Below are 20363 nucleotides of genomic sequence, written 5' to 3' on the forward strand. Positions count from 1 at the left end.
CTCGGTTGAGGTGGCGTCATATTTTTGCTGTTATTGTTATGTGCGACTGATAATTTAGGCAGAAGCGACGGGCTGCAACGAGGCAGATAATTCAGGATAGCGGTGCAATAGCCGCGTCACCGCCACCAAACAGGCATGGCGTTCCATCTTGCCAGCAGACTTAGTAAAGGTGAATAAGGTGGGCAATATCAATGCCGCAAAGCTGCTGTCAGTCAAGCCCACATCTCTAAACGTTTCTATCAAGGCAAGCTTTGCTTGACTGGCGGCTATGGGTTTGAGACGCAGCGTAGTATCAGAATGGTTTTCATCGCCTTTGTGACGGCTGTTTTTGTCCTGATGCTGTGAGTCTTGCGCGCCGCCCAAACGGCCAGGTGGCAATTCAAACAACCCTCGACGTAACAGTAAGAGCAGCTGTTCAATATCTGCTGGCATGTCGTCCGATAGTCGCTTAGCTGCTTGCGGTGAGGGTACAGTTACCGCCTTAGCACTGATAGAGCCTTTAGAATTTGGCTTATCTTGCGCATCATTGATGACGAAAGGTTGCCAGTTAGGCGAGATGTGGCGAGCTTTGTAATGCTGCCATAACATAGTCACGGCGGCATAGCGCACCTCTCTATCAGTGCTTTGGGTCAGCTGATAAAGAGATTGCACATCTTGAAACTTAGGATGGCGTTGTAGTAATGCAATCCCGATTTGGCGCACTAGGCTCTTTTTACTGTTAATAAAAGCATTCAACATGGCTTTATTCAACTGCGCCGCATCGATATGATACCGTCGATTGGCGGTAGAGGGTTTGTCTAATAGCGCCCGCTTCAATAACTGGGTGGCTTCATAAAAAGGTGATTCAGCCATGGTCAGCCACAGTGCTGGCGTGGGCTGCCACGTTGCCATTTCATACTCACTGACCAGCAGTCCAAAGTCTCGTAATCGATTATTACGATGTTGTAGTAAAGGAATAATGCGCTCAGCATTAAAAAACGCTGACGGGATAATGGCATCGGGATCAACAGGTCTATCCGTCAAGGCCATGCAAATATGCTCGTGATGATGACTGAGGTAGCTGAGGGCAAGCTCGCTAATGGGCGCTGCTGCATCGTCTGTTGCCATATGCCACAATGCTTGAGCGCCTTCTAGTGTGTCATCCTCTGACACCTCTCTTGATTGACCACTCAGCATCTGTAAAAAGGCGGTTTCGGAAATAATCTTTAGCGGCGCACCATCAGCGATTAAGCTTTCGGCTTTAACTTGCTTGCTACCTTTACGGCCATTGCCATATAAGGGCGACCCATCATCTCCAATCACTAGATAGTCGAGCTTACCGTTGACTGCACTACTAATCGCGCCATTGGCTGCTTTTACAACCTTTTCGGCATCGCCTCGTGTCATGCTTTGCATTTTTCCCGTGAATAAATACCGTTGACCAGATAAATCAACCTCGGTACTCATATCATTGGTGCTGACATCTTCGGCACTAGCATCAGGAGCCGCATCACCAGTAGAGATGTCTGAACTGCTGTCGAAATACGCCACAAAATCAGCCGGCAAAAAGCCTTTATTGATACGGTCAATCGCAAATTCGCGGTATACCGCCTGTTCGCTATGGGCTAACTGCATTAACCAGTCAAAACCCAAATCTATCGGGGCAAATCGACGCACATCAGACAACCAATCCCGCACATTCTCTGCCAGATACTCATCAAAGATTAAATGCGTTTGCCAGTTTTTAATAGGATTGTCAGCAGATTTTAATTGTTCAATATATTCACTCACTTGCCAATCAGGCTCATAGGCAAGTGCATGCCAATAGCTCATATCAAGCGTCGCTGCTGACAATATATCTTCATCAATCCAGTCAATAATGGTGGACTGTGACAAGGGGTTTAATAACAGCATTTGCCACACGGCAGCGTTTACTTGGCTCAAATCCAAACGTTTGAGCTGATCCAACACAAAATCCATGCAGTGGCTGTCATTGCCGTCACTATTATGATAATAGTAACTGTCATTATGAGTAGAAGGATGGTGTGCTGCTGGTAGATCTAGCTGCTGGGCGACGCGAATAAAGTATTCAGACCCTAGCTCTTTGGCACTATAAAGCTCAGGCAGCTTTTGTATTGCAAACTTTACGCTGTGAGGTTTACCGCTGATTAATCGATTAAAAAACCAATCAGGCGTTAAATCACGACGTGTGAAGTGCTTGCTCAGCTGTTGGATGGCCGTATTATAGTGTGCCTTGGTGTCCAGTAATTGCCCCCAACCATTAATACCAACCTCGGTAATCGGATCACGGCTTAAAATGTTGTTGATGGCAAACTCTCTAACAGGCGCATAATCTGAAATCGCCAAAAACATCAGCTCCGCGAGTGCTAAATCTTGAGCATAGCTTTTGGCATAGCTAATAGCATACTGGTAAGCCGCGGCAAAATCTGAGTGTAGCAATGTCAACACCACCTCATGCAGTCCCAGTGCTCGGAACTGAGATTTTTCAAAGTGGGGCGAAGTCTCAAGCAACCAAACAATCATCTCATCCCGTGCAGGGCTATGGGCTTGCCCTGCTGATAGGTACTGAATGGTGTCGCTACTCACATCTCGAAGCTGCGTTTTAAAGTCATGCTTGAGACTGTCGGTGGCAAACTGTCTAACGGCTTCGTTTTTGGCAGTGGCCAGCAGCATTAGCAGTGGTTCAGAGTCACGTTGCCAAGCGTCGATAAAGGCACGGCCTTTTGCATCAAACAGTTTTCTAGTAGTTTTGTTACTAAAGCGATTGACCCCATAACCGATGCTATTATGAAAGCAGATGTGATTGAGTACCCAGCTGTTCATTTGCTCAGGGCTACCAGCGGTCATGCTGTCATCGTAGCTGGCAAGTACATGGACAGCAGCATCGATATAGCAAATAGGCATTTGCTGACCCAGTTGGCGCAGATAGCGCCACGCTCTCAGGCTCATATATGTCTTGGTTGCCATACTGACCGCAGATCGTGACTTTTGGTCAAAACGGTGCAAGTCGATTTTTGCGGCAATATGTCCAAACATCTCATAATCTTGAGCCGATTCGGCTTGCTTATAGATGCGCTTGACCCCTTTCCAAACACCGTAGCTGATCGGTAGAAGGCTAATGGCTTGTTTTAAAATTGCTCTAGAGTAGGGGCTACCGTCTTCCCATAAAGCAATCAAAATGAGGTGGATTTTATAGCGATCAGGTAGTGGGTATACACCCTCATCCGCCTCAAGCGTTGAGAGCATTGCGACACGCTCTGCGAACTGTACCTCGGGGTGTTGTTGACGGAACTGATGGCTCAGCGCTTTGTCTAAAAACCGATCAAAGGTCAGCGCATGTTCAGATATGGGTTTGTTAATAGCGTCGTCTTGTTGAGTCGCCAATATATATAATTTATCGACCAAGCTTGGATCTTGGGCTTGCCAAGCTTGTTGAATTTGTGAAAATGACAGACTCATAGAAATTTGCCTTAATTTTTATTTTGTCAGCTTAGGATGGATTTTATAGCACAATTTTTCAGTACTATGTAACCGCGTTTTACAAAAAACATCAAGGACTTTTGTGACAAAATATATATGGCACGACATATAGTGTCGTGTGCAATTTTGTTTGTCATTTATGTATTGACAGTAATAGCTGTTATGAGGCACACTTAACGGGTTGTGAGATTTAGCGTTTCACCGTTTACGGTGAGGGGCGACGTTGCGTCGCCCACGAGTCAAGCCATTACATTTTACCCAAGGAAGACTGTTTCAGTCCTGCTAATACCTAGATAAAGGCCCTAGTGTCATTAGCTCGCTGGCGCAATCACGCAATCGTGATTGAGCTAATGCACTAGGGCCTTTATCTAGGTGCAGTCCAGTGAGTCTTCCATGTACCAGGTCATGAGGTAGATTACACAACAATTGAGTGCGACATCATTATGATGGCATCCAAGGCCTTTAAAGCAAAACCGGAGTAGGGCTGTTTATTCAGCGCTACTCCGGTTTTTTATTGGCCAACAAATAATATAATAGCTTAGGGTATTCAAAAAACATGTATATGCGTGGGAAGTTTTTATCCTTGGTCGGTATTGGGTTTGCCGCAGCTATTGGCATGACAGGCTGTGATAGTGAGCCAATGCAAACGGCTTTACCTGCAGGTAGTACAGTGATTGCACTTGGCGACTCGCTGACCTATGGCTATGGAGCAAATACTGAAACAGCATATCCTACGGTACTGGCAGAGCTAAGCAAATGGAGGGTTATCAATGCGGGTGTCAATGGTGATACTTCTGCAGATGTACTGACTCGAGTGAATGAGATCACTGAGCAAAACCCTGATTTGGTCTTACTGGGTGTGGGTGGTAATGACGTATTGCAGCGCATTGCACCTGATACCACTCGTGCCAATATCATCGCGACTATCGACACCTTACAATCTAAAAATATTGATGTTGTCCTAATCGCTGAGCCGCATATCAGTACTAGTGCTTTGTTTGGAAAAGCCAGTGATAATCCACTGTATGAAGAGATTTCGGAAGCTGAAGGCATACCGCTATATTCTGATGGTTGGTCGATTGTGCTATCAGATGATGCATTAAAATCTGATAGAATTCATGCCAATGCTGCAGGTTATAGACAGTTCGCCGAAGGGTTACATGGTTATTTAAAAGACGAAGGTTGGATACATTAAGCCGCAAATATTAACCTTGAAAACGGTAAGTAGGGTGTATGCGTTTGGCATCTAGAATACAATAAGAAAAAAACAGAATGCCTAGTTAATAGACGCTCTGCTTTTTTATTAATGACGAATAAACAATTTTTATAGTCCAGTCATTTTATTCATTGTCGCCTATGACGACTACTAAACCCTCATCAGCTGCTATTTTACCTTCGCAAATGTCTTCATAAACCTCCAGCAAGCCATTAACCCCGTCAAGCTCTTGAATTTTTAGCCATGCATTGGTTTTCGCTGTGCTGTGCATGACGTAGCGCATGGAGCGTTTGTTGAATTCTTCAGGGCCCCATTCTTTCATGCATTGCTGTACATGACTGGGCGCAAAAAACTGCTGGCTACGTTCTTGAATGATACCGTCTACATGACGAGGTTCGTCCCAATGTGTGATACCGACATTACTGGTATAACGCATGTTATCGCCTAAGTGTCTATGTAGACGGCTAAGCACATCGGTATTGGCTGACATATCTACGATGACCGTCGGCTTAGTTGCATCAATCTGCTCAAGCGTGTCATAGCTAAGCACACTGTCATAAGCATCGATGGAATTAACAAAATCTATATGACGGTTTGAGGTGAGGCCGATAACGTGCGGTGCGTCTTTATCATCAGTGAGGCCATAGGCTAGGCCAATACTGGTTTTACTAGAGGCACTGATAATCACCACTTGCTCTGCACCAAACCAATCATTGCGCTTCAATAAATCATGCAGGCAAAATGAGGTTAAGTGCAATACGAACAGTAGCATGCGCTGATTGTCATGGGCGCGGTCATAGTTTGGTTCGTGGTTAACGCGCTGATACATATTGTAGCCAGGCGGCAGCTCGGCACGATGGGCACTACCATCGAGCAAGCTGGTTTTCGTGACTCGCTTGGGGGTAATAATTAATTCGCTGGCTGGCGGGAAGTAGCCAAATAGTCGTTCACCGACGGGCAGCGCATCACTATTGGACTCAACAACATCGGCAAAGCCCCAGACTGGAATAATGCCCCATTTTTCAGGTTCATCGCCATTTGGCGGGAAAAACTGCCAATAGCGTAATTGGTCACCCATGACTGCATAAGTAATATTGTTGGCGGTAAAGGCAAAGCGATCAACTTTGACGCGTACTTCGCCATCACCGAGAGTGTGTATAGGCGTTTCTTGCAGGCGAGCTTGGGTTAGGTTTGTCTTGTTTGTCTGAAATTCTTGCATAGTCGCTTCCTTGACAGTTGTTCTTGATAGTTATTATTAAATAGTTACTTTTTAGGTATTAGCGGTGTTGGCTTGACGTGCTGCCGTTATTTGCATAACTTCACCCATTAGTTTAGGCATATTAGCAGCAGCTTTTGGTCCTGCTGTTTTTAGACGCTTAAGGATGGCCATTTCTTCAGGTGTTGTGTCTTCGCTGGCTTGTACCAGTTTAGTAAAACCATCTAAGCGATTGCCAATCATCCATTTACGTAGCTCAGGCTCTTTTGACCAGCGCATTTGGTTTTGCATTTGTGAGACTACACCAACCAACCAGTCTGTATCATGGTTCGGTATAGGCACCACGCGGCATAACTCGTTTTTTATCGTTTCATCATCATAGTTGGCCTCGACATGAGCGGTAAACGCGGCACTAAATATGGGTTGATAGGTACGCACCGTTTGAATGACCACCGTATTGCCTTTGAACACATCGTACGTCTCGGTCACTGGTACTGCCCGTGCAGAGCAATCGATATGCATGGTATTGGTGGTAGTAGCAACACTGTCATCACCAAAATAGATTCTATCAGTATCTAGACGGGTTACACGGCCTTTACGTACAATGTTTTTAACACGGCGTAACTGTGTCAGCTCATCACTACTAATGGTGGCGCCATGGAACATTTGCGGGCGTACATTTGGATCAATACGCATTAATACGCCGCCTTTTTCTAATCGATTAAACAGGTCTTCGATGTTTTCAGCTTCAGCAATCGCTTCTGCTTGAGTGGCCTGTGCCCCTATAGTATGGGTGAAAAAATCACGAGAGGGTTGGGTGTTTTTACGATCGATCAGCCAAGCATCTCTTGGCATAATCCATGTGATATGGTCCGGATCAATTTGGTTTTCTAGTAGCCATAAAACCGCATCAATACCTGTTTTTCCGCCGCCGATAATCACGTAACCATCACGGGGTTTGGTTAGACTCGGCAAGTCATTTAACGGGCCAAACTTAACGCCTTCAGCAATCTCAAAATTTGGAGTATGGGTCGCTGGCACTGAGGTTTTGAAATAAGTACCATCAATGATTTTTTTATTGACCTTAACCTCATAACGGATGTCAGACAGTAGGGAGGAGAATTTCCCTTCGCCCTTGTATTCACACATCGGGAAGTACTTCACACGGCCACTTGGTAAAAACGTGTGCTTCATGACTCTATCAAAGTAGGCCATGATTTCTGCCCCTGATGCTAGCTCAGACAAGCCTTTGTTTAAGCCAATCTCGTCAACCATACCGCAGCAAAGCTCACGCGAGCTGACACCATAAAAAGACGACGGCTGATGTAAGGTAACAAATGAATAGGCGTCGTTCCAATGACCGCCTGGCTTATGATGTTTATCGACAATAATAATATTGGCATCTGTCTCTGTAAGTAGCACGTCGGCAAAAGCCATACCCACCGCGCCACTACCAATGATTAGATAATCCGTTTCTAGCTGTTGAATACTCATAGCGTCCTTACTCTTAAGTTGAGTTTCTATCGACACAATCAATTATGAATTGATTGTGTATAACAGTGTTATATACTAGAATAACACTGTTATAATTGTCAAGACATAGTGAGAATCTAATGGATGCCAGAACCAAAATACTAAACGCCGCATCAGCGCTTTTCTTAGAAGGAGGCGGGGATGCCTTAAGCGTGCGTGGTATCTCTAAACGCGCAGGTCTGTCTACAATCGGTATATACAGCCATTTTCAAGGTAAGCAAGGCATACTAGATGCGCTGTACATAGAAGGGTTTAACCTAGTCCGTGAAGCCATGGATGTGATTCCAGAGGGCAAAGCATGTAAAGAGCAAGTATTAGAAGCGTGCTTGGGTTATCTCAATGTGGGCGAGCAACACGAGGCACACTATCGGCTGATTTTTGGAGAATCTGATGCAGGATATCAGCCCTCTGAAGAAGCAGTTGCTGCTAGAGACAGTGCGTTTTCGAAACTGGTACGGGTGGCTGGCTCGTATCTACCAGATGGTGCGACTATTGAGGAGCGCAGACAAATAGCGCTAGATATCTGGGCCATCGTGCACGGCTACGTGAGTATCAGTCATCACATGGTGTTTACTGATGATATAAATTTGGACTGGAAGTCAATGGCGCTACGAGTGGTAGAAGTACAATTGGATGCCATTGACATAACTAAATCTAAGCATCAGTAAGGCATTCTAAACGAGCCGATAAATCAGCAGTATGGAGGTGAAAATCAATATCAAACAGCGATCCGTAAGTATTGATTATAGCTGGTTAATATCGGGATATTAACCAGCTATTTGGCAAGATTTAGCCATTTTTAACCCATTTAGATAACTATCGATTGAATTGAGGACACGCCCTAACAAACATATGCCTTTTATCTTGTAAACGGCATTGCTTTAGGTTATTTTTCACTGTTGATTACAGTTATTTAACCAAGGAGAGGTAGTTTGGATACTAAGTTATCACCGCTTAAGATTTCAGTGGTTGCGGCGCTGACACTGCTTACAGGCTCGCAAGTATTTGCAGAGGCCAAGTACGGTGATTATGGTACAGGAACGGCGCTGACGCTTGCCCGTGACTATGCTGGCAGGTATACAGGATCTGATAAAGAAGTCCAAGCTGCTGATTATATGCAGCAACGTATGAGCATCGATGGTAGTAACAACCAAGTCGATCGTCAGGCTTTTGATTTCGTAGCGCCTCGTGGTTTATTCAAAGGTCAAACGTTAACGAGTAATAACGTTGTCGTAACCCAAAAAGGCAGTGCTGATACTAACAGAACGCTATTTGTCGGCGCACATTATGATTCTGCCGTCGCCTATCCAAATTACGAAAACCTAGAGGCACTGGATGATAATGCTTCTGGGTCTGGCGTCTTAACTGAGTTGACAAAAAACCTGACAGGTATTGAGACAGAGCATGACATTCAGTTTGTGGCATTTGGTGCAGAGGAGGGCGGTCTCAATGGTTCAAAGGCGTTTGTTGATCAGCTCACGGACGTGGAAAAATCAACAGCGTTGGGTATGATTAACCTAGACAGTCTGATTACAGGCGACAAAATGTACGCCAATGCAGGACGAAATGCTTATGACAATGCCGGCAATGAAGTGGCTGCCAATGTAAGTTTGCGTGAAAATGCACTGCGTATTGCTAAAGCGCTTGGTATTACACTAGAAGTCAACCCAGCCATTATTGCACCAGGTGAGACCGAACCCTATAAGCCTTATGGTGTTGGCTGCTGTAGCGATCAAGAGTCTTTTGATAGTGTCATGCAGGTCGTAGGGTTTGAGGCAACAAACTGGAGCCTTGGGCCTGATTATGATGGTTACACGCAAACTAAAAACCCAGATATTCCAGCCGGCTATACGTGGCATAACCCTGCATTAGACAATGAGGAAGTTCTTACTGCGGCCTTTGGTGCAGAACGCATAGCGCAAAGAATGCGTGACTATTCTCGTATCATTAGTAGACTGATTGTGGAGCAAACCAATGCTGATATCATCGCATCAACCAAAAGTACGCTCAATCTGCAAAATACGATGGGTGCTGCGTTAAAAATTAATGCTACCGACTCACATTCAGCGGTGCTTGAGCGTGCCAATGCTTTGGCATTGCATACTTTCGATGATGCGAAGCCTTTTGATTCCGAGTCGCGTACTCAGGTTTGGGTAGATGGATCTCAAAGCTATGTAGATGCTGATGAGGTGCAAGAGGGCACTCGCGCCAATATTGGTCTGTATGGCGAATATACTGTACAGCCGAGCTGGCGTGTTGGCGTAGGTATACAAGCGGCCAATCAAAACAATAAAAGCGTAGAAAACGGCATTGAAAAAGATACGAGTTACGGTGTTCAGGCATATTCTTTATTGGGCGGAAAAGACACGGCTTGGTGGAACACCACATCTCTGAGCTTATCTAAACATGACTTGGACGTTAATAGAACGGTAAAACTGGATGGCAATGATGGTATCAATATTATCAACAATAGCGAACGTGGTGATGCGGATGCCGATGTGTTTAGCGCATACAATGAGCTTGGCTACAACTTTCTTATCAAGAAAAACGTCGCGCATGGTGCCTTTTTGGGTCTGAATTACAGTGATACAGATATAGATGGTTATACCAGTGGTAATGCCAATTCTCGCACTGCACTTGAGGTCGATAGCACGTCTAGCGAGGCATGGGATTCAGAGCTTGGTTATCAGTTGCAGTATGGCTTTGATTTGATGGGCACGCCTGCCAAACTTCAAGGAAAAATCGCTTACGTGCATGTGATCGACGATGGTTTAACAGATAGTTTATCGACAACGTCTTTAGCTGACGGTCAAACAAGAGAGGTTAGCCTCACTCAAGCAGATAAAGATGACGACTATGGACGTTTTGAGCTGAGTGTGAGTAACAAGGTTCATAAAAACGTTTATGCGTATCTGAATGGCGATACCACCTTTGCACGTGACGATAAAGACAGCTCAGTACAACTAGGCTTGCAATATCAATTTTAAATCTTAATGTGTGAATGTCAGACTGCGCTGCTCAATAATTCATTCATGAGCAGCGTTTTTTGCTTATGTATGTCAATATATTAATTATAAGTGCGTATTGCTGATTACCGCTACAATACTCAGATTCAGTAATAGCAATGTGTGCGAAATATTAAAAAAATAGGGGTGGCGTATATGTTTGGCATCATAAAAGACTGGCGTGAGCAGCGCATACTAGATAATAGCGAGTTTACCCATACCGATTGGATGCAGGCAGCTAAACGTATTGTGATACTCGACAGATTAAGTGTTGATGAGATGACGCATTTATTCGAGCTCGCGACGTTGTTTTTGGCTGATAAATCCATCACTGGTGCGCAAGGATTCGAGATTACCAATGCTGTCAGACAGTCTATTGCGTTGCAAGCCTGTTTGCCGATCTTGAACTTAGGCCTTGACTGGTATGCTGGCTGGTCATCTATCATTATTTATGCAGGTTCGTATAAAAGTGATAGCACTACAGTAGATGAGTTTGGTATCGTCCACGAAGGCAGTCAGCACCGTAGCGGAGAAGCATGGCTGCGAGGGCCTGTCATTCTCTCATGGAAGGACGCTAAGCACTCAGGCGAACGTGACGGACACAACGTTGTCATTCATGAGTTTGTACATAAAATCGATATGATGAATGGGCGTGCCAATGGCTTTCCGCCTATGCAACCTAATATGGATCCTGCCAACTGGACACAGATTATGAGCCGCGACTTTGAGGACTTTCAGACACATCGTAAGTCAGGTCTAGATCGTTATGGAGCGACCAATCCTGCGGAGTTTTTTGCAGTTTTGAGTGAAGTGTTTTTTGAAACACCGCAAAAGCTAGTAGACGCTTATCCTGATATTTATGAGATTATGGTGAAATTCTTTCGTCAGACGCCGTTATGAGTGATATTTATAGAGATTGTGACAGTAAACTGTATTCAAGACAGCATAAGCATGTTGGAGTTGGGAAAGCTGAGGTGATTAACACTATAAGTGATAATGTGGCAAAAGTAGAAATCTATGAAAGTGCTGATGGAAAGGCGCAAGTAGATGTACGTTTTGAGCAAGAGACAGTCTGGTTGTCACAAGCACAAATGACCGAGTTATTTGGTCGTGACCAATCAGTGGTTTCTCGTCATATCGCCAATGCCATAAGAGATGAAGAAATCGATGAAAAAAGCAATATGCAAAAAATGCATATTGCAAATTCAGACCGTCCGGTGACTTTTTATGACCTAGATGTGGTTATATCAGTCGGTTATCGCATAAAATCTCCTCAAGGTGTGCAATGTAACCATCGACTGCTGAATGATAAAGGTGACATGATCATCAATAACACTGGGCTTGCGGCATTAACCTTATTGGTCGCTGAATCTGACCCCAATCAAAAAGAGACTTTGATTAAATTGATTATGAATATGCTGTCGTTAGAGGGCTAGTAAAAAAGCTTGTCATTAAAAACTATACCAAAAACAAAGTTACATAAGTTGTAAAATATATATTAATATTTGAATATATGGTATTTATAATCAGATAGATCAGGCTGCCATTTTAAACGCACCCTATAAAAATGGTCAGTCAATCGTTTTTCTACGCCTTAAACCGTCCATTGGTCATTAATGATCGCCACCAGATAACGCTTGCCTTGATACTCATCAAATACTAGGCGTAGAGCGCGCCAGTCCATTCCAGCGTATCTTTCTGTACCTTTATGATAGAACTCTACAACATCTGATTTTTGATATATGTTGTCTATGTTATTAATCATATTGCCATGAGACTTAAGGTTATTGCTGCTAGGCGTAACACTATTAAACTTGTTGGCTGCAACCCAAGTATCTAAATATGCTGGTAGTGGCGTGATTAATAGATCGCCAGTGCCGTCTTTTTCGCCCCAAGTGAAGCGAATTTTGGACTGTTGTAGATACTGCGCATATTGTCCGCGACTAAAGACTTTATCAGTCCCTGGACGCACATAAGCGTACATCGAAAACCGAACGCCGCGTGTTGGATGAATATCATCAATGATAGCAGCATAGTTTTGATTCGCTAATGCTTGCTGAATATGTGTGGCTTGCTGTATCAGCGTCTGTTGACTGATATCAGCATGATTAGGCATTGATGAGCTACTGGCTGGTTGCGAGATAATAGCTTCGCTGGACTCGGAAGTAGACTGGCAGCCAGTTGCGGTCAAAGTAAGCAACAAAAGGCTGCTAGAGGCCAATGTCGCAGAACTTCCCTTAAAAACAGTAGGTAATATCGTCATAAAACCATCCTTACACAGTTATTAACGAAAGAGATATCATTATAAATTGTCATGGGACCAAATAAGAAAATAGCATAAAATCGCCATTTCATCGAGATTTTGGTAAGTAAACCTGAATAATACGATAATACAGCAGCATCCTAGGGCGTGTGCTCATTTTAAAAATGGTGATAAAAATGAGATAAATTGCCGTCAAACAAGGAAAATAGTGCAGATAATATCGAGATATTGACCAACTATTTGACGATGTTTGGCAAAATTTAGCTGTTTTTAGCCCATTTAGAGGACACTCGTTTGAATTGAGGACACGCCCTAGTATGGGTGTGATGTAATAGAACATAATACTTATAGAATCAAAGCTTACAGAGAACACCATGCCAACATATAAATCGCTGACATTATTATTAACCATAGGGTTGATGACTGTGGGTAACGCTACAGCGGATGTATCAAAAGTAGATCAGAAACAAAATGCCATGGCTAATATAAAGATTGCGACCATCACAAAGATGTATCAGCAAGATATTGATGATCAAGGTATGAGTAATCCTGTGGTGCTACAGCAATATGCCGATACTGATTTGAAAGCGGCCATGCAGCTTGAGCAAGCGTATTTTGATAAAAATCAAATGTCCTGCAATATTGATTATGATGTACTGTGGAACTCGCAAGATCCTAATTATACGCAAGACAAAAAGTTTTCGATAACTGAGCAAGGTTTGGTTCAGGTCAGCTTGGCGCAAGGTAGCGATATTTATTATGAGTTGTCATGTGATGACAGTGATAATGCTGCTTGCCAAGTCGCAGACGTAATATTAGATAAAGATGGTAAAACTTTGCGCAAACATTTGCTTAAGGCTTGTCGTTAGCAGAAAGTTAATGTGAGAAATATCTGAGCTAAGATAAATCTTAAATGAAAAACGATATAAATTATTATTCGCTTAATTGCTCAAACCGTTGATTTGTTTTCGCATAATGTATATTATGTTAAATGAAGTCTATAAGCAGTACCCGATGATAAGTTCAAGGGTTTATGTTGATGTCATAAATAATTAGTCAGTTTCGTTAATAGCCGTTCAAATGTAATGTACATTGCATGTCTAAGTAGTTATGGTAAGCATTAACTTATCGAGAGATCACCCTAGATATTGCTTTTGGAAGTCTTTGATATCATCAAAGCTGTTCATGCTACTAGCCCTTTTCTCAGCCAGTTTGCATGGAATCATCGATAAAGGCACTTTTGGTTTTATGATCGTAATATCTGCTATTGCATTAATTTTTCCATACAAGATATGGAATGGTAGCAAAGGATGTATGTATGCCTATATCATTTCTTTCATAGTCATAATTGCCTTAATATTTTTGGCGGCTTCGGAAGTTAATCTTTTTGAAGATGGTGATCTGAGTAGATGGGACTTTAGACAAAGTCTACTAGCAGGCCCTTTTGCCATAGTGCAGTTATTGTCTTCAAGTTCCAGATGTTGGTTAAGATAATCACAAAATGCGTTCTTTAAGCACTGATTGTTATTTAACAACCAATTATCAGTGCTTAAATTGCATCCTACAAAACCATTTTAAACTTGAATAATGTGTAGGGTGTTTCTTAAATACCATTTGCAGCTTGTAGTCTCGTCATTAGTGCTTGAATGCTATCTAACCCATTTATTTAACCAACTCAAACTGCTGCTTAGTTTTATCATACTCATAAGTACTGATATCTGTAGTGCGTGGCGCTATCTCTTTATCAGTACGATAGTTGACTGAGGTACTCTCTATGGTCACCGTCAGCGGATAAAAACCACCAGTCATAGGCTTATAACGTTCATGCGTGACGTGCCCCTCGCCCTCACGATAGATAGATTTTCTTGCTATCTCATTATGATAATCACTATCTATTTCAGCCACTGGCTTTATCTTGCCATCTATCGAAGCATACATCATCCATAGGCAGCCACTTTGTCCGCCTTTGCCGCCGCAGTGCTTACCTGTCCAAGCGTATTTGTCATCACCGACTTGTGATAGATTAAAATCATGAAGCTGACTTATCCCCGCACCGCCCGTATAGATAAAAGGATCGCTTGCGGATACTACCCAAGAGCTGCCCATTTTATACAGCTCAAATAGACCACCTATACCGGGGTAAGCATTACCTGATTTTCCATCATAGACGTAACCCGAGGTTAGCAGATACAGCCGAGTGTCACCGTTGACCTCTTCAGCTTGATACTTAATAGGCGCAATGCAGTAACTGTCCTCAAATACATAGTCACTGCCATCATTATCAAAGGTTTCTTTGCGATGATAAAGGGTGCAGCCACGCAGCTTGTCATAGTCTGAGCCATAGTTGACCGCCATGACGCTGTTGATGGCTTGGCTAATATCAGAGGGAATAGGCATTTGCGGCAAAGTAGGAATTTGCGCGGTTGCTAATGTCGTCCATAATGCCGCAGATGTTGCCGTGAGTAGTCGGCTTATCGTGTGTGAGGCAGTAGATAGGCGTTTGATTGTCATAAATGTTGACTTATTATTAGGGTGTGTTGGGTAATGCTTTGCCATATTAAGGCTTTGCATTAATGGCTCTTGCGCCTCTAATGACAGCAAGTCCAGTATCATTAATCACTGTATCACCTTTACTATTAAGCAAACGCTGATTGCGATGCAAAAATCTCACAAACAAGAACGCACCGCTACGCTTATTACCGTTGGTAAAGAGGTGATTTTTGATCACGAAATATAATAAATGTGCCGCTGTACTCTCGATAGTCGGATAAGCTGGCTCTCCAAAAATCATACTTTTTCGAACTTTTCCAGAGGTTAACCAAGGTATGTTTGCATTCCCCCAAAACTATTCTTACTTGTTAGTCAGGAAGAGATAGAAAAACGATGCTTTATTAATGCTGCTCCAAGCTCACTATACTAAGGCGTGTTGCAAGTATTTTAATCAAAAGCTTTAAGGAAATTGGCATCTAACGCTAATGACTCTTGACCTGTTTGCGCCGTTACAATACTACCTTCACCCAATACAAATAAAATATCGGACTTCTGCTTAGCGTTATTGATGCCCAGCTGTTCAAGCGCATCAAATAACCACTGTCTAACCTCAGCCTTGTGCTGCTTGGCGATTTGATACGGGGAAGACTGAGTGTCTGAATACTCGGCACAAGCATTGATAAACAGACAACCATAAAACCCCTCTGATGATGTCCAGTCTTTGAGAAATGCTAAGTAGCAGGTAACAACATCTGCTGCATCTTTACTCTCAACATTATCAAAGCACGCTTTTAATTGAGCCATAAACATCTGATGACGATACTTAAGCACCGCTTCGATTAAGCCATCTTTACTGCCAAAATGAGCATACAAAGTCCGCTTGGTCGTGCCCGCCTGCTTTGCTAATAGCTCTACTCCACTATTATGAAAGCCTTGCTTATAAAGTAACTCATAGCTTTTCTGTAAAATAGTATCTCGCAATTCCATTGGTTCTGATTCCTATTGTTTTACGGCCTAATCTGGTATTCAATAAAAAAATACTGTGTTAATATACCGTTCGGTATACTTGGCTAATATACTGACCAGTATACCAGTAGTAATACTGTTAATTGTTTATTTATCATAGGAAGTCGTATGCACTCATTTTTTAATTGGCGTAAATTAAGTGGTCAAGTTAGCGAATGTCCAAAAAGATTGCCTTTATCAAAGATCGTTGTCGCTTGGTTGGGCGCTACTATCGCAACAGCGACGCTTGCTATGTTAGGCAGTTCAATAGAAATCATTATGATTCTAGGGTCATTTGGCGCAAGTTGTTTACTGATGTTTTCGTATCCTGCCAGCCCTTTTGCGCAGCCAAGAAATGTCATAGGCGGGCATGTGATCGCGACCTTTACGGGATTGGCGTTTATGACATTATTCGGTATTCACTGGTGGAGTATGGCAACCGCTGTGGGGACTGCCATTATGCTAATGCTGCTGTTTAGAATGCCGCATCCGCCTGCAGGATCTAACCCTTTGATAGTGATGCTTGGTGCAGTACATTGGGACTTTTTAATTACGCCTACCCTGCTTGGCGCTATCGTTTTGGTCATGGTAGCGCTTGTTTATAACAATCTCGGTAAGGATAAGCAATACCCAACTTATTGGTGGTAAAAGCCTATTTTTGATAGAAGATAAATATTTATATTCAAGTATCTAAATACGCTCCTAGCCACGTCAACAACTCATCGCTAGTTTTAGGGTCTGTTCTCCATCTGAATATGACCTGTTAAATGGGCTAAAAATAGCGACTACAGACACCGACTGTTTATTTGTTTTTAGGAGCACTTATGGATGAGTGATTTCCTTTAAATCTTAGTAAGCGCAAAGCATTTAGCGTCACAAGTACAGTGGCGCCAGTGTCCGCTAGTACGGCGATCCATAGGCCAGTAACGCCTAGTATCGTCGTGATAAGAAATATACCTTTTAGCCCCAATGCAAAAATCACATTTTGATGAATATTGGCCATGGTGGCGCGTGACAGTGCGATCAAATGAGCGACGTCTGTAACCCGACTTTGTAATAAGGCGACATCAGCCGTTTCGATGGCCACATCCGTACCACCGCCCATGGCGATACCAACATCTGCGGTTGCTAATGCAGGCGCATCATTAATACCATCACCAACCATCGCTATTTTAGTGCCATTTTTCATCTCATTTAGCAGGCGCAGTTTGTCTTCTGGCAAGAGTTCGGCTTTCCACTCTATGTCCAGATTTCCCGCCAGCGCTTGAGCAGTAAGGCGGTTGTCACCTGTGAGCATGACAGAGCGTATCCCCATCGCTTTGAGCTGTGCGACCCCTTGTTGTGCATCGTCTCGCAATTCATCTCGTAGTGCTACCAATCCAAGCACTGCACGGCTTTGCTCGTCAAACAGAACCGAAACGGTTTTCCCTTCATTTTGTAGTGATGCAATGTGCGCCTGTTGTTTGGATGACAACAAACCTTCATCAGCTGCATAAACTGGCGAACCGATGGCTAGATAACGCTCAGCTACCGTCGCATGCACCGCTTTACCTGCAGTAGCATAAGCATTGGTCGCTATCGGTATGACAATGTTAGCGGCTGTAGCGTGATTAATAATGGCTTTTGCCAGAGGATGGCTAGAGGCGGATTCGACACTAGCAAACAGTGCCAATATCTCATTTTGACTTTGACAGCCGATGGGCGATGAGGCAAAGGCCACAACATCGGTCACGCGTGGCTTACCTTCAGTCAACGTACCTGTCTTGTCAAATGCAACGGTATCTACGCGACCAATGATTTCTAAAGCACTACCGCCCTTGATGAGCAAGCCACGACGCGCACCAACGGCCAAACCAGACGCGATGGCAGCTGGTGTTGATAGCACGAGTGCGCAGGGACAGGCGATCAGTAGCAGTGCCAAACCACGATATAACCAAGTCGCCCATTCCCCTCCTAACACTAGCGGCGGGACGATAATAACCAGTAAAGAAAGGGCCATCACTGCTGGCGTGTAGTAGCGACTAAATTTCTCAATAAAACGAGCGGTGGGTGCTTTGGAAGCTTGCGCCTGCTCTACCAGCTCAATAATACGCGCAATAGTGTTGTCCGCTGCTGTTTTTTGCACGCGCACATTGAGCACACCATCCATGTTTATCGACCCTGCGAATACCGCTTCACCTACTGTTTTGACAACAGGGACGGACTCTCCCGTCACGGGTGAATCATCAAGGCTGGAGGTGCCTTGAACAATAACCCCATCAGCAGATACCCTATCGCCAGGACGGACGAGTACCAGATCATTCACTTGCAGCGATGTCGCAGGCACATCACGCTGCCCGCCCTGATTATCAAGTAACACTGCCGTCTTTGGAACCAGTGACGCTAAAGCTCTGATGCCAGCACGAGCGCGATCAGCTGCCACACTTTCTAACAACTCACCAATCGAGAACAAAAATACAACCGCTGCGGCCTCTTCAGCCTCACCAATGATGAGCGCGCCAATCGCCGCGACAGACATCAACATTTCAATCGAAAAAGGTGACCCTGACATTGCTAATGCCACAGCTTTGCGTGCAAAGGGGAAAACACCCGCCATCACAGCCACCGCGAATACCCATGCCCCATAGTCAGGGAAAAGTAAGGCTAGTATATATGCGATACTCATCAGAATACCTAAACCAACAACCTGCCTGCCTTTTCGGGTTTGCCACCAACGCTGGCGCTGTGCCGCTGACGGATGGTCACTGTTACTATCTGAGGAAGTTTGTGAGCTTTCATAAGCAGAGACACCAAAACCAAGGCGCTTGATGGCTTGTTCGACATCACTGAACTGAGTCGCGGCATCGGGTGCCAACGTTAGCTCTAACTTTTCTGTCGCAAAGTTAAGCTGTACGTCAGAGACACCAGGCATACGGGCTAGCGCCGTTTCAATTTTGCCGATGCAACTTGCACAGTCCATACCTTCAATATGATATTGCATAATAACTTATCCTGCCGTCGAGGTTTTTTTAATAAACCCATTATGAACCCTCTAGTGGCTTTAGAGTCAAGGTCATTCATATCCAATCTCAGTAGTTTGATTTTTTTGCTACCAAACTTTATAGTTGCTTATATTTTCAAACTTTATGAGGCCATTATGCCCATCAAAATCGGAGCGCTCGCTAAACGTACAGGCGCCACAGTGGAAACCATTCGCTATTATGAAAAAGAGGGGTTATTGCCCGCGCCGTCTCGCAGTGAGGGGAACTATCGTTTGTATTGCGACGCGCACATTGAGCGTCTACAGTTTGTCCTGCATTGTCGCACACTCGATATGACATTGGATGAAGTACGAACTTTGCTTCAGTACTGGGATGACCCTGACAAAGACTGCGGCAATGTGAATACATTATTGGATGAGCATATTCATGCTGTGGAAATACGTATGCAAGAATTGACGCAATTAAAGCAGCATCTAATTGTTTTGCGCCAAAAATGCGTCAGCAGAGCACCAGCAGTATCATGTGGGATATTAAATGCGCTTGCTGATAATTCTTGCCATACGTAACAGTGGACAGTGGCTTGAAGATGATTATGATCATGAGTTTCACTATGACACCAACCCTATTTCGCCATTAGCAAGCCTGCACAACTCCGAAAATGTGGTTCACATTGGTTCGATGTCAAAGGTGTTTGCACCAGGGCTAAGATTGGGGTATGTCGTGGCCGATCAGCATTTTATAAAAAGAGCCGCTCAAGAGATCGTGCTTATCGATAGACAAGGCAATACGATTACAGAGCATGTTTTATCTGACTTGATGGAATCTGGAGAAGTAAAAAGGCATATTAGAAAAGTAAGGCAACAATACAAGGAAAGGAGAAATCATGCTGCTAAAGAGTTTCAACGGATATTTGGTGATCAAATATCCTTTATCTTACCTACGGGAGGATTGGCCATATGGGTAGATATATCGAAACTTTCTAAAGGGAAAAATCTGGCAAATTTTGACAATGATGACTCGACGTTAAATGTTTTTTTTAACAAAACACAAAAAGAGCCATCACATATACGCTTTGGGTTTGGGAGTCTCAATGAATATGAAATCACCCAATCTATTGATAAGCTTTTTCAAACACTAAGCGATGTTGAACCGTAAATCTTGTGAGACAAGCCCT

The 20363-nt window shown here is 43.8% G+C and carries 17 protein-coding genes; 9 read left to right on the forward strand and 8 right to left on the reverse strand.

Translation table 11 applies throughout. The features are described 5' to 3' along the window. Window positions 1–54 precede the first annotated feature (54 nt). Window positions 55–3459: a BRCT domain-containing protein gene (locus QL982_RS04125; protein WP_290163788.1), complete on the reverse strand. Its 3405-nt coding sequence runs from the start codon at window positions 3457–3459 to the stop codon at window positions 55–57. A gap of 577 nt (window positions 3460–4036) precedes the next feature. On the opposite strand from QL982_RS04125, the gene QL982_RS04130 reads away from it, so the two are divergent. Continuing rightward, window positions 4037–4675 (forward strand): GDSL-type esterase/lipase family protein, encoded by a 639-nt coding sequence (locus QL982_RS04130; protein WP_290163790.1) that lies wholly within the window; start codon window positions 4037–4039, stop codon window positions 4673–4675. Between the two features lie 145 nt (window positions 4676–4820). On the opposite strand, the gene QL982_RS04135 is transcribed toward QL982_RS04130, so the two are convergent. Beyond that, window positions 4821–5915, reverse strand: coding sequence for a DUF2855 family protein (locus QL982_RS04135; RefSeq protein WP_290163792.1), 1095 nt, complete (start codon window positions 5913–5915; stop codon window positions 4821–4823). Between the two features lie 51 nt (window positions 5916–5966). Continuing rightward, the gene (locus QL982_RS04140) at window positions 5967–7406 is read right to left on the reverse strand and encodes an FAD/NAD(P)-binding protein (RefSeq protein WP_290163794.1); all 1440 of its coding nucleotides are present in this window, start codon (window positions 7404–7406) and stop codon (window positions 5967–5969) included. 119 nt (window positions 7407–7525) lie between these two features. On the opposite strand from QL982_RS04140, the gene QL982_RS04145 reads away from it, so the two are divergent. The 4 genes from QL982_RS04145 to QL982_RS04160 all read left to right on the forward strand — a co-directional run bounded on the left by QL982_RS04145 (window position 7526) and on the right by QL982_RS04160 (window position 11886). Then, on the forward strand, window positions 7526–8113 hold the full coding sequence (locus QL982_RS04145; RefSeq protein ID WP_290163796.1) for a TetR/AcrR family transcriptional regulator: 588 nt from the start codon (window positions 7526–7528) through the stop codon (window positions 8111–8113). Window positions 8114–8377: 264 nt separating this feature from the next. After that, entirely contained in the window at window positions 8378–10432 is a 2055-nt protein-coding gene (locus QL982_RS04150) for an autotransporter domain-containing protein (protein ID WP_290163799.1), read from the forward strand. 174 nt (window positions 10433–10606) lie between these two features. Further along, window positions 10607–11350, forward strand: coding sequence for a M90 family metallopeptidase (locus QL982_RS04155; RefSeq protein WP_290163801.1), 744 nt, complete (start codon window positions 10607–10609; stop codon window positions 11348–11350). Between the two features lie 74 nt (window positions 11351–11424). Further along, window positions 11425–11886, forward strand: a complete 462-nt coding sequence (locus tag QL982_RS04160) for a hypothetical protein (protein WP_290163803.1) — start codon at window positions 11425–11427, stop codon at window positions 11884–11886. 158 nt (window positions 11887–12044) lie between these two features. Here QL982_RS04160 and QL982_RS04165 read toward each other — a convergent pair whose 3' ends face one another. After that, the gene (locus QL982_RS04165; RefSeq protein ID WP_290163805.1) at window positions 12045–12713 is read right to left on the reverse strand and encodes a hypothetical protein; all 669 of its coding nucleotides are present in this window, start codon (window positions 12711–12713) and stop codon (window positions 12045–12047) included. Between the two features lie 374 nt (window positions 12714–13087). Here QL982_RS04165 and QL982_RS04170 point away from each other — a divergent pair, with 374 nt between their 5' ends. After that, window positions 13088–13582 carry a hypothetical protein gene (locus QL982_RS04170; RefSeq protein ID WP_290163807.1) on the forward strand — a complete coding sequence of 165 codons (495 nt, stop codon included), beginning with the start codon at window positions 13088–13090 and terminating at the stop codon, window positions 13580–13582. Window positions 13583–14375: 793 nt separating this feature from the next. On the opposite strand, the gene QL982_RS04175 is transcribed toward QL982_RS04170, so the two are convergent. From QL982_RS04175 to QL982_RS04185, 3 genes are all read right to left on the reverse strand, one after another. Next, window positions 14376–15269 (reverse strand): hypothetical protein, encoded by an 894-nt coding sequence (locus QL982_RS04175; protein WP_290190175.1) that lies wholly within the window; start codon window positions 15267–15269, stop codon window positions 14376–14378. A 1-nt stretch (window position 15270) separates the two neighbouring features. Further along, entirely contained in the window at window positions 15271–15504 is a 234-nt protein-coding gene (locus tag QL982_RS04180; protein WP_290163811.1) for a Fic family protein, read from the reverse strand. A gap of 146 nt (window positions 15505–15650) precedes the next feature. Further along, window positions 15651–16190: a TetR/AcrR family transcriptional regulator gene (locus QL982_RS04185; RefSeq protein WP_290163813.1), complete on the reverse strand. Its 540-nt coding sequence runs from the start codon at window positions 16188–16190 to the stop codon at window positions 15651–15653. A gap of 147 nt (window positions 16191–16337) precedes the next feature. On the opposite strand from QL982_RS04185, the gene QL982_RS04190 reads away from it, so the two are divergent. After that, entirely contained in the window at window positions 16338–16856 is a 519-nt protein-coding gene (locus tag QL982_RS04190) for an HPP family protein (protein WP_290163815.1), read from the forward strand. Between the two features lie 154 nt (window positions 16857–17010). On the opposite strand, the gene QL982_RS04195 is transcribed toward QL982_RS04190, so the two are convergent. After that, window positions 17011–19188 (reverse strand): heavy metal translocating P-type ATPase, encoded by a 2178-nt coding sequence (locus tag QL982_RS04195; protein WP_290190176.1) that lies wholly within the window; start codon window positions 19186–19188, stop codon window positions 17011–17013. 156 nt (window positions 19189–19344) lie between these two features. Between QL982_RS04195 and cadR the strand changes: the two genes are divergently transcribed. Further along, window positions 19345–19755: a Cd(II)/Pb(II)-responsive transcriptional regulator gene (gene cadR / locus QL982_RS04200; RefSeq protein WP_290165780.1), complete on the forward strand. Its 411-nt coding sequence runs from the start codon at window positions 19345–19347 to the stop codon at window positions 19753–19755. Continuing rightward, on the forward strand, window positions 19724–20344 hold the full coding sequence (locus tag QL982_RS04205) for a PLP-dependent aminotransferase family protein (protein WP_290165782.1): 621 nt from the start codon (window positions 19724–19726) through the stop codon (window positions 20342–20344). Before cadR ends, QL982_RS04205 begins: the two co-directional genes overlap by 32 nt. The last annotated feature ends 19 nt before the right edge of the window (window positions 20345–20363 follow it).

The sequence above is a fragment of the Psychrobacter sp. 5A.1 genome (assembly GCF_030407455.1).
GTDB lineage: Bacteria > Pseudomonadota > Gammaproteobacteria > Pseudomonadales > Moraxellaceae > Psychrobacter.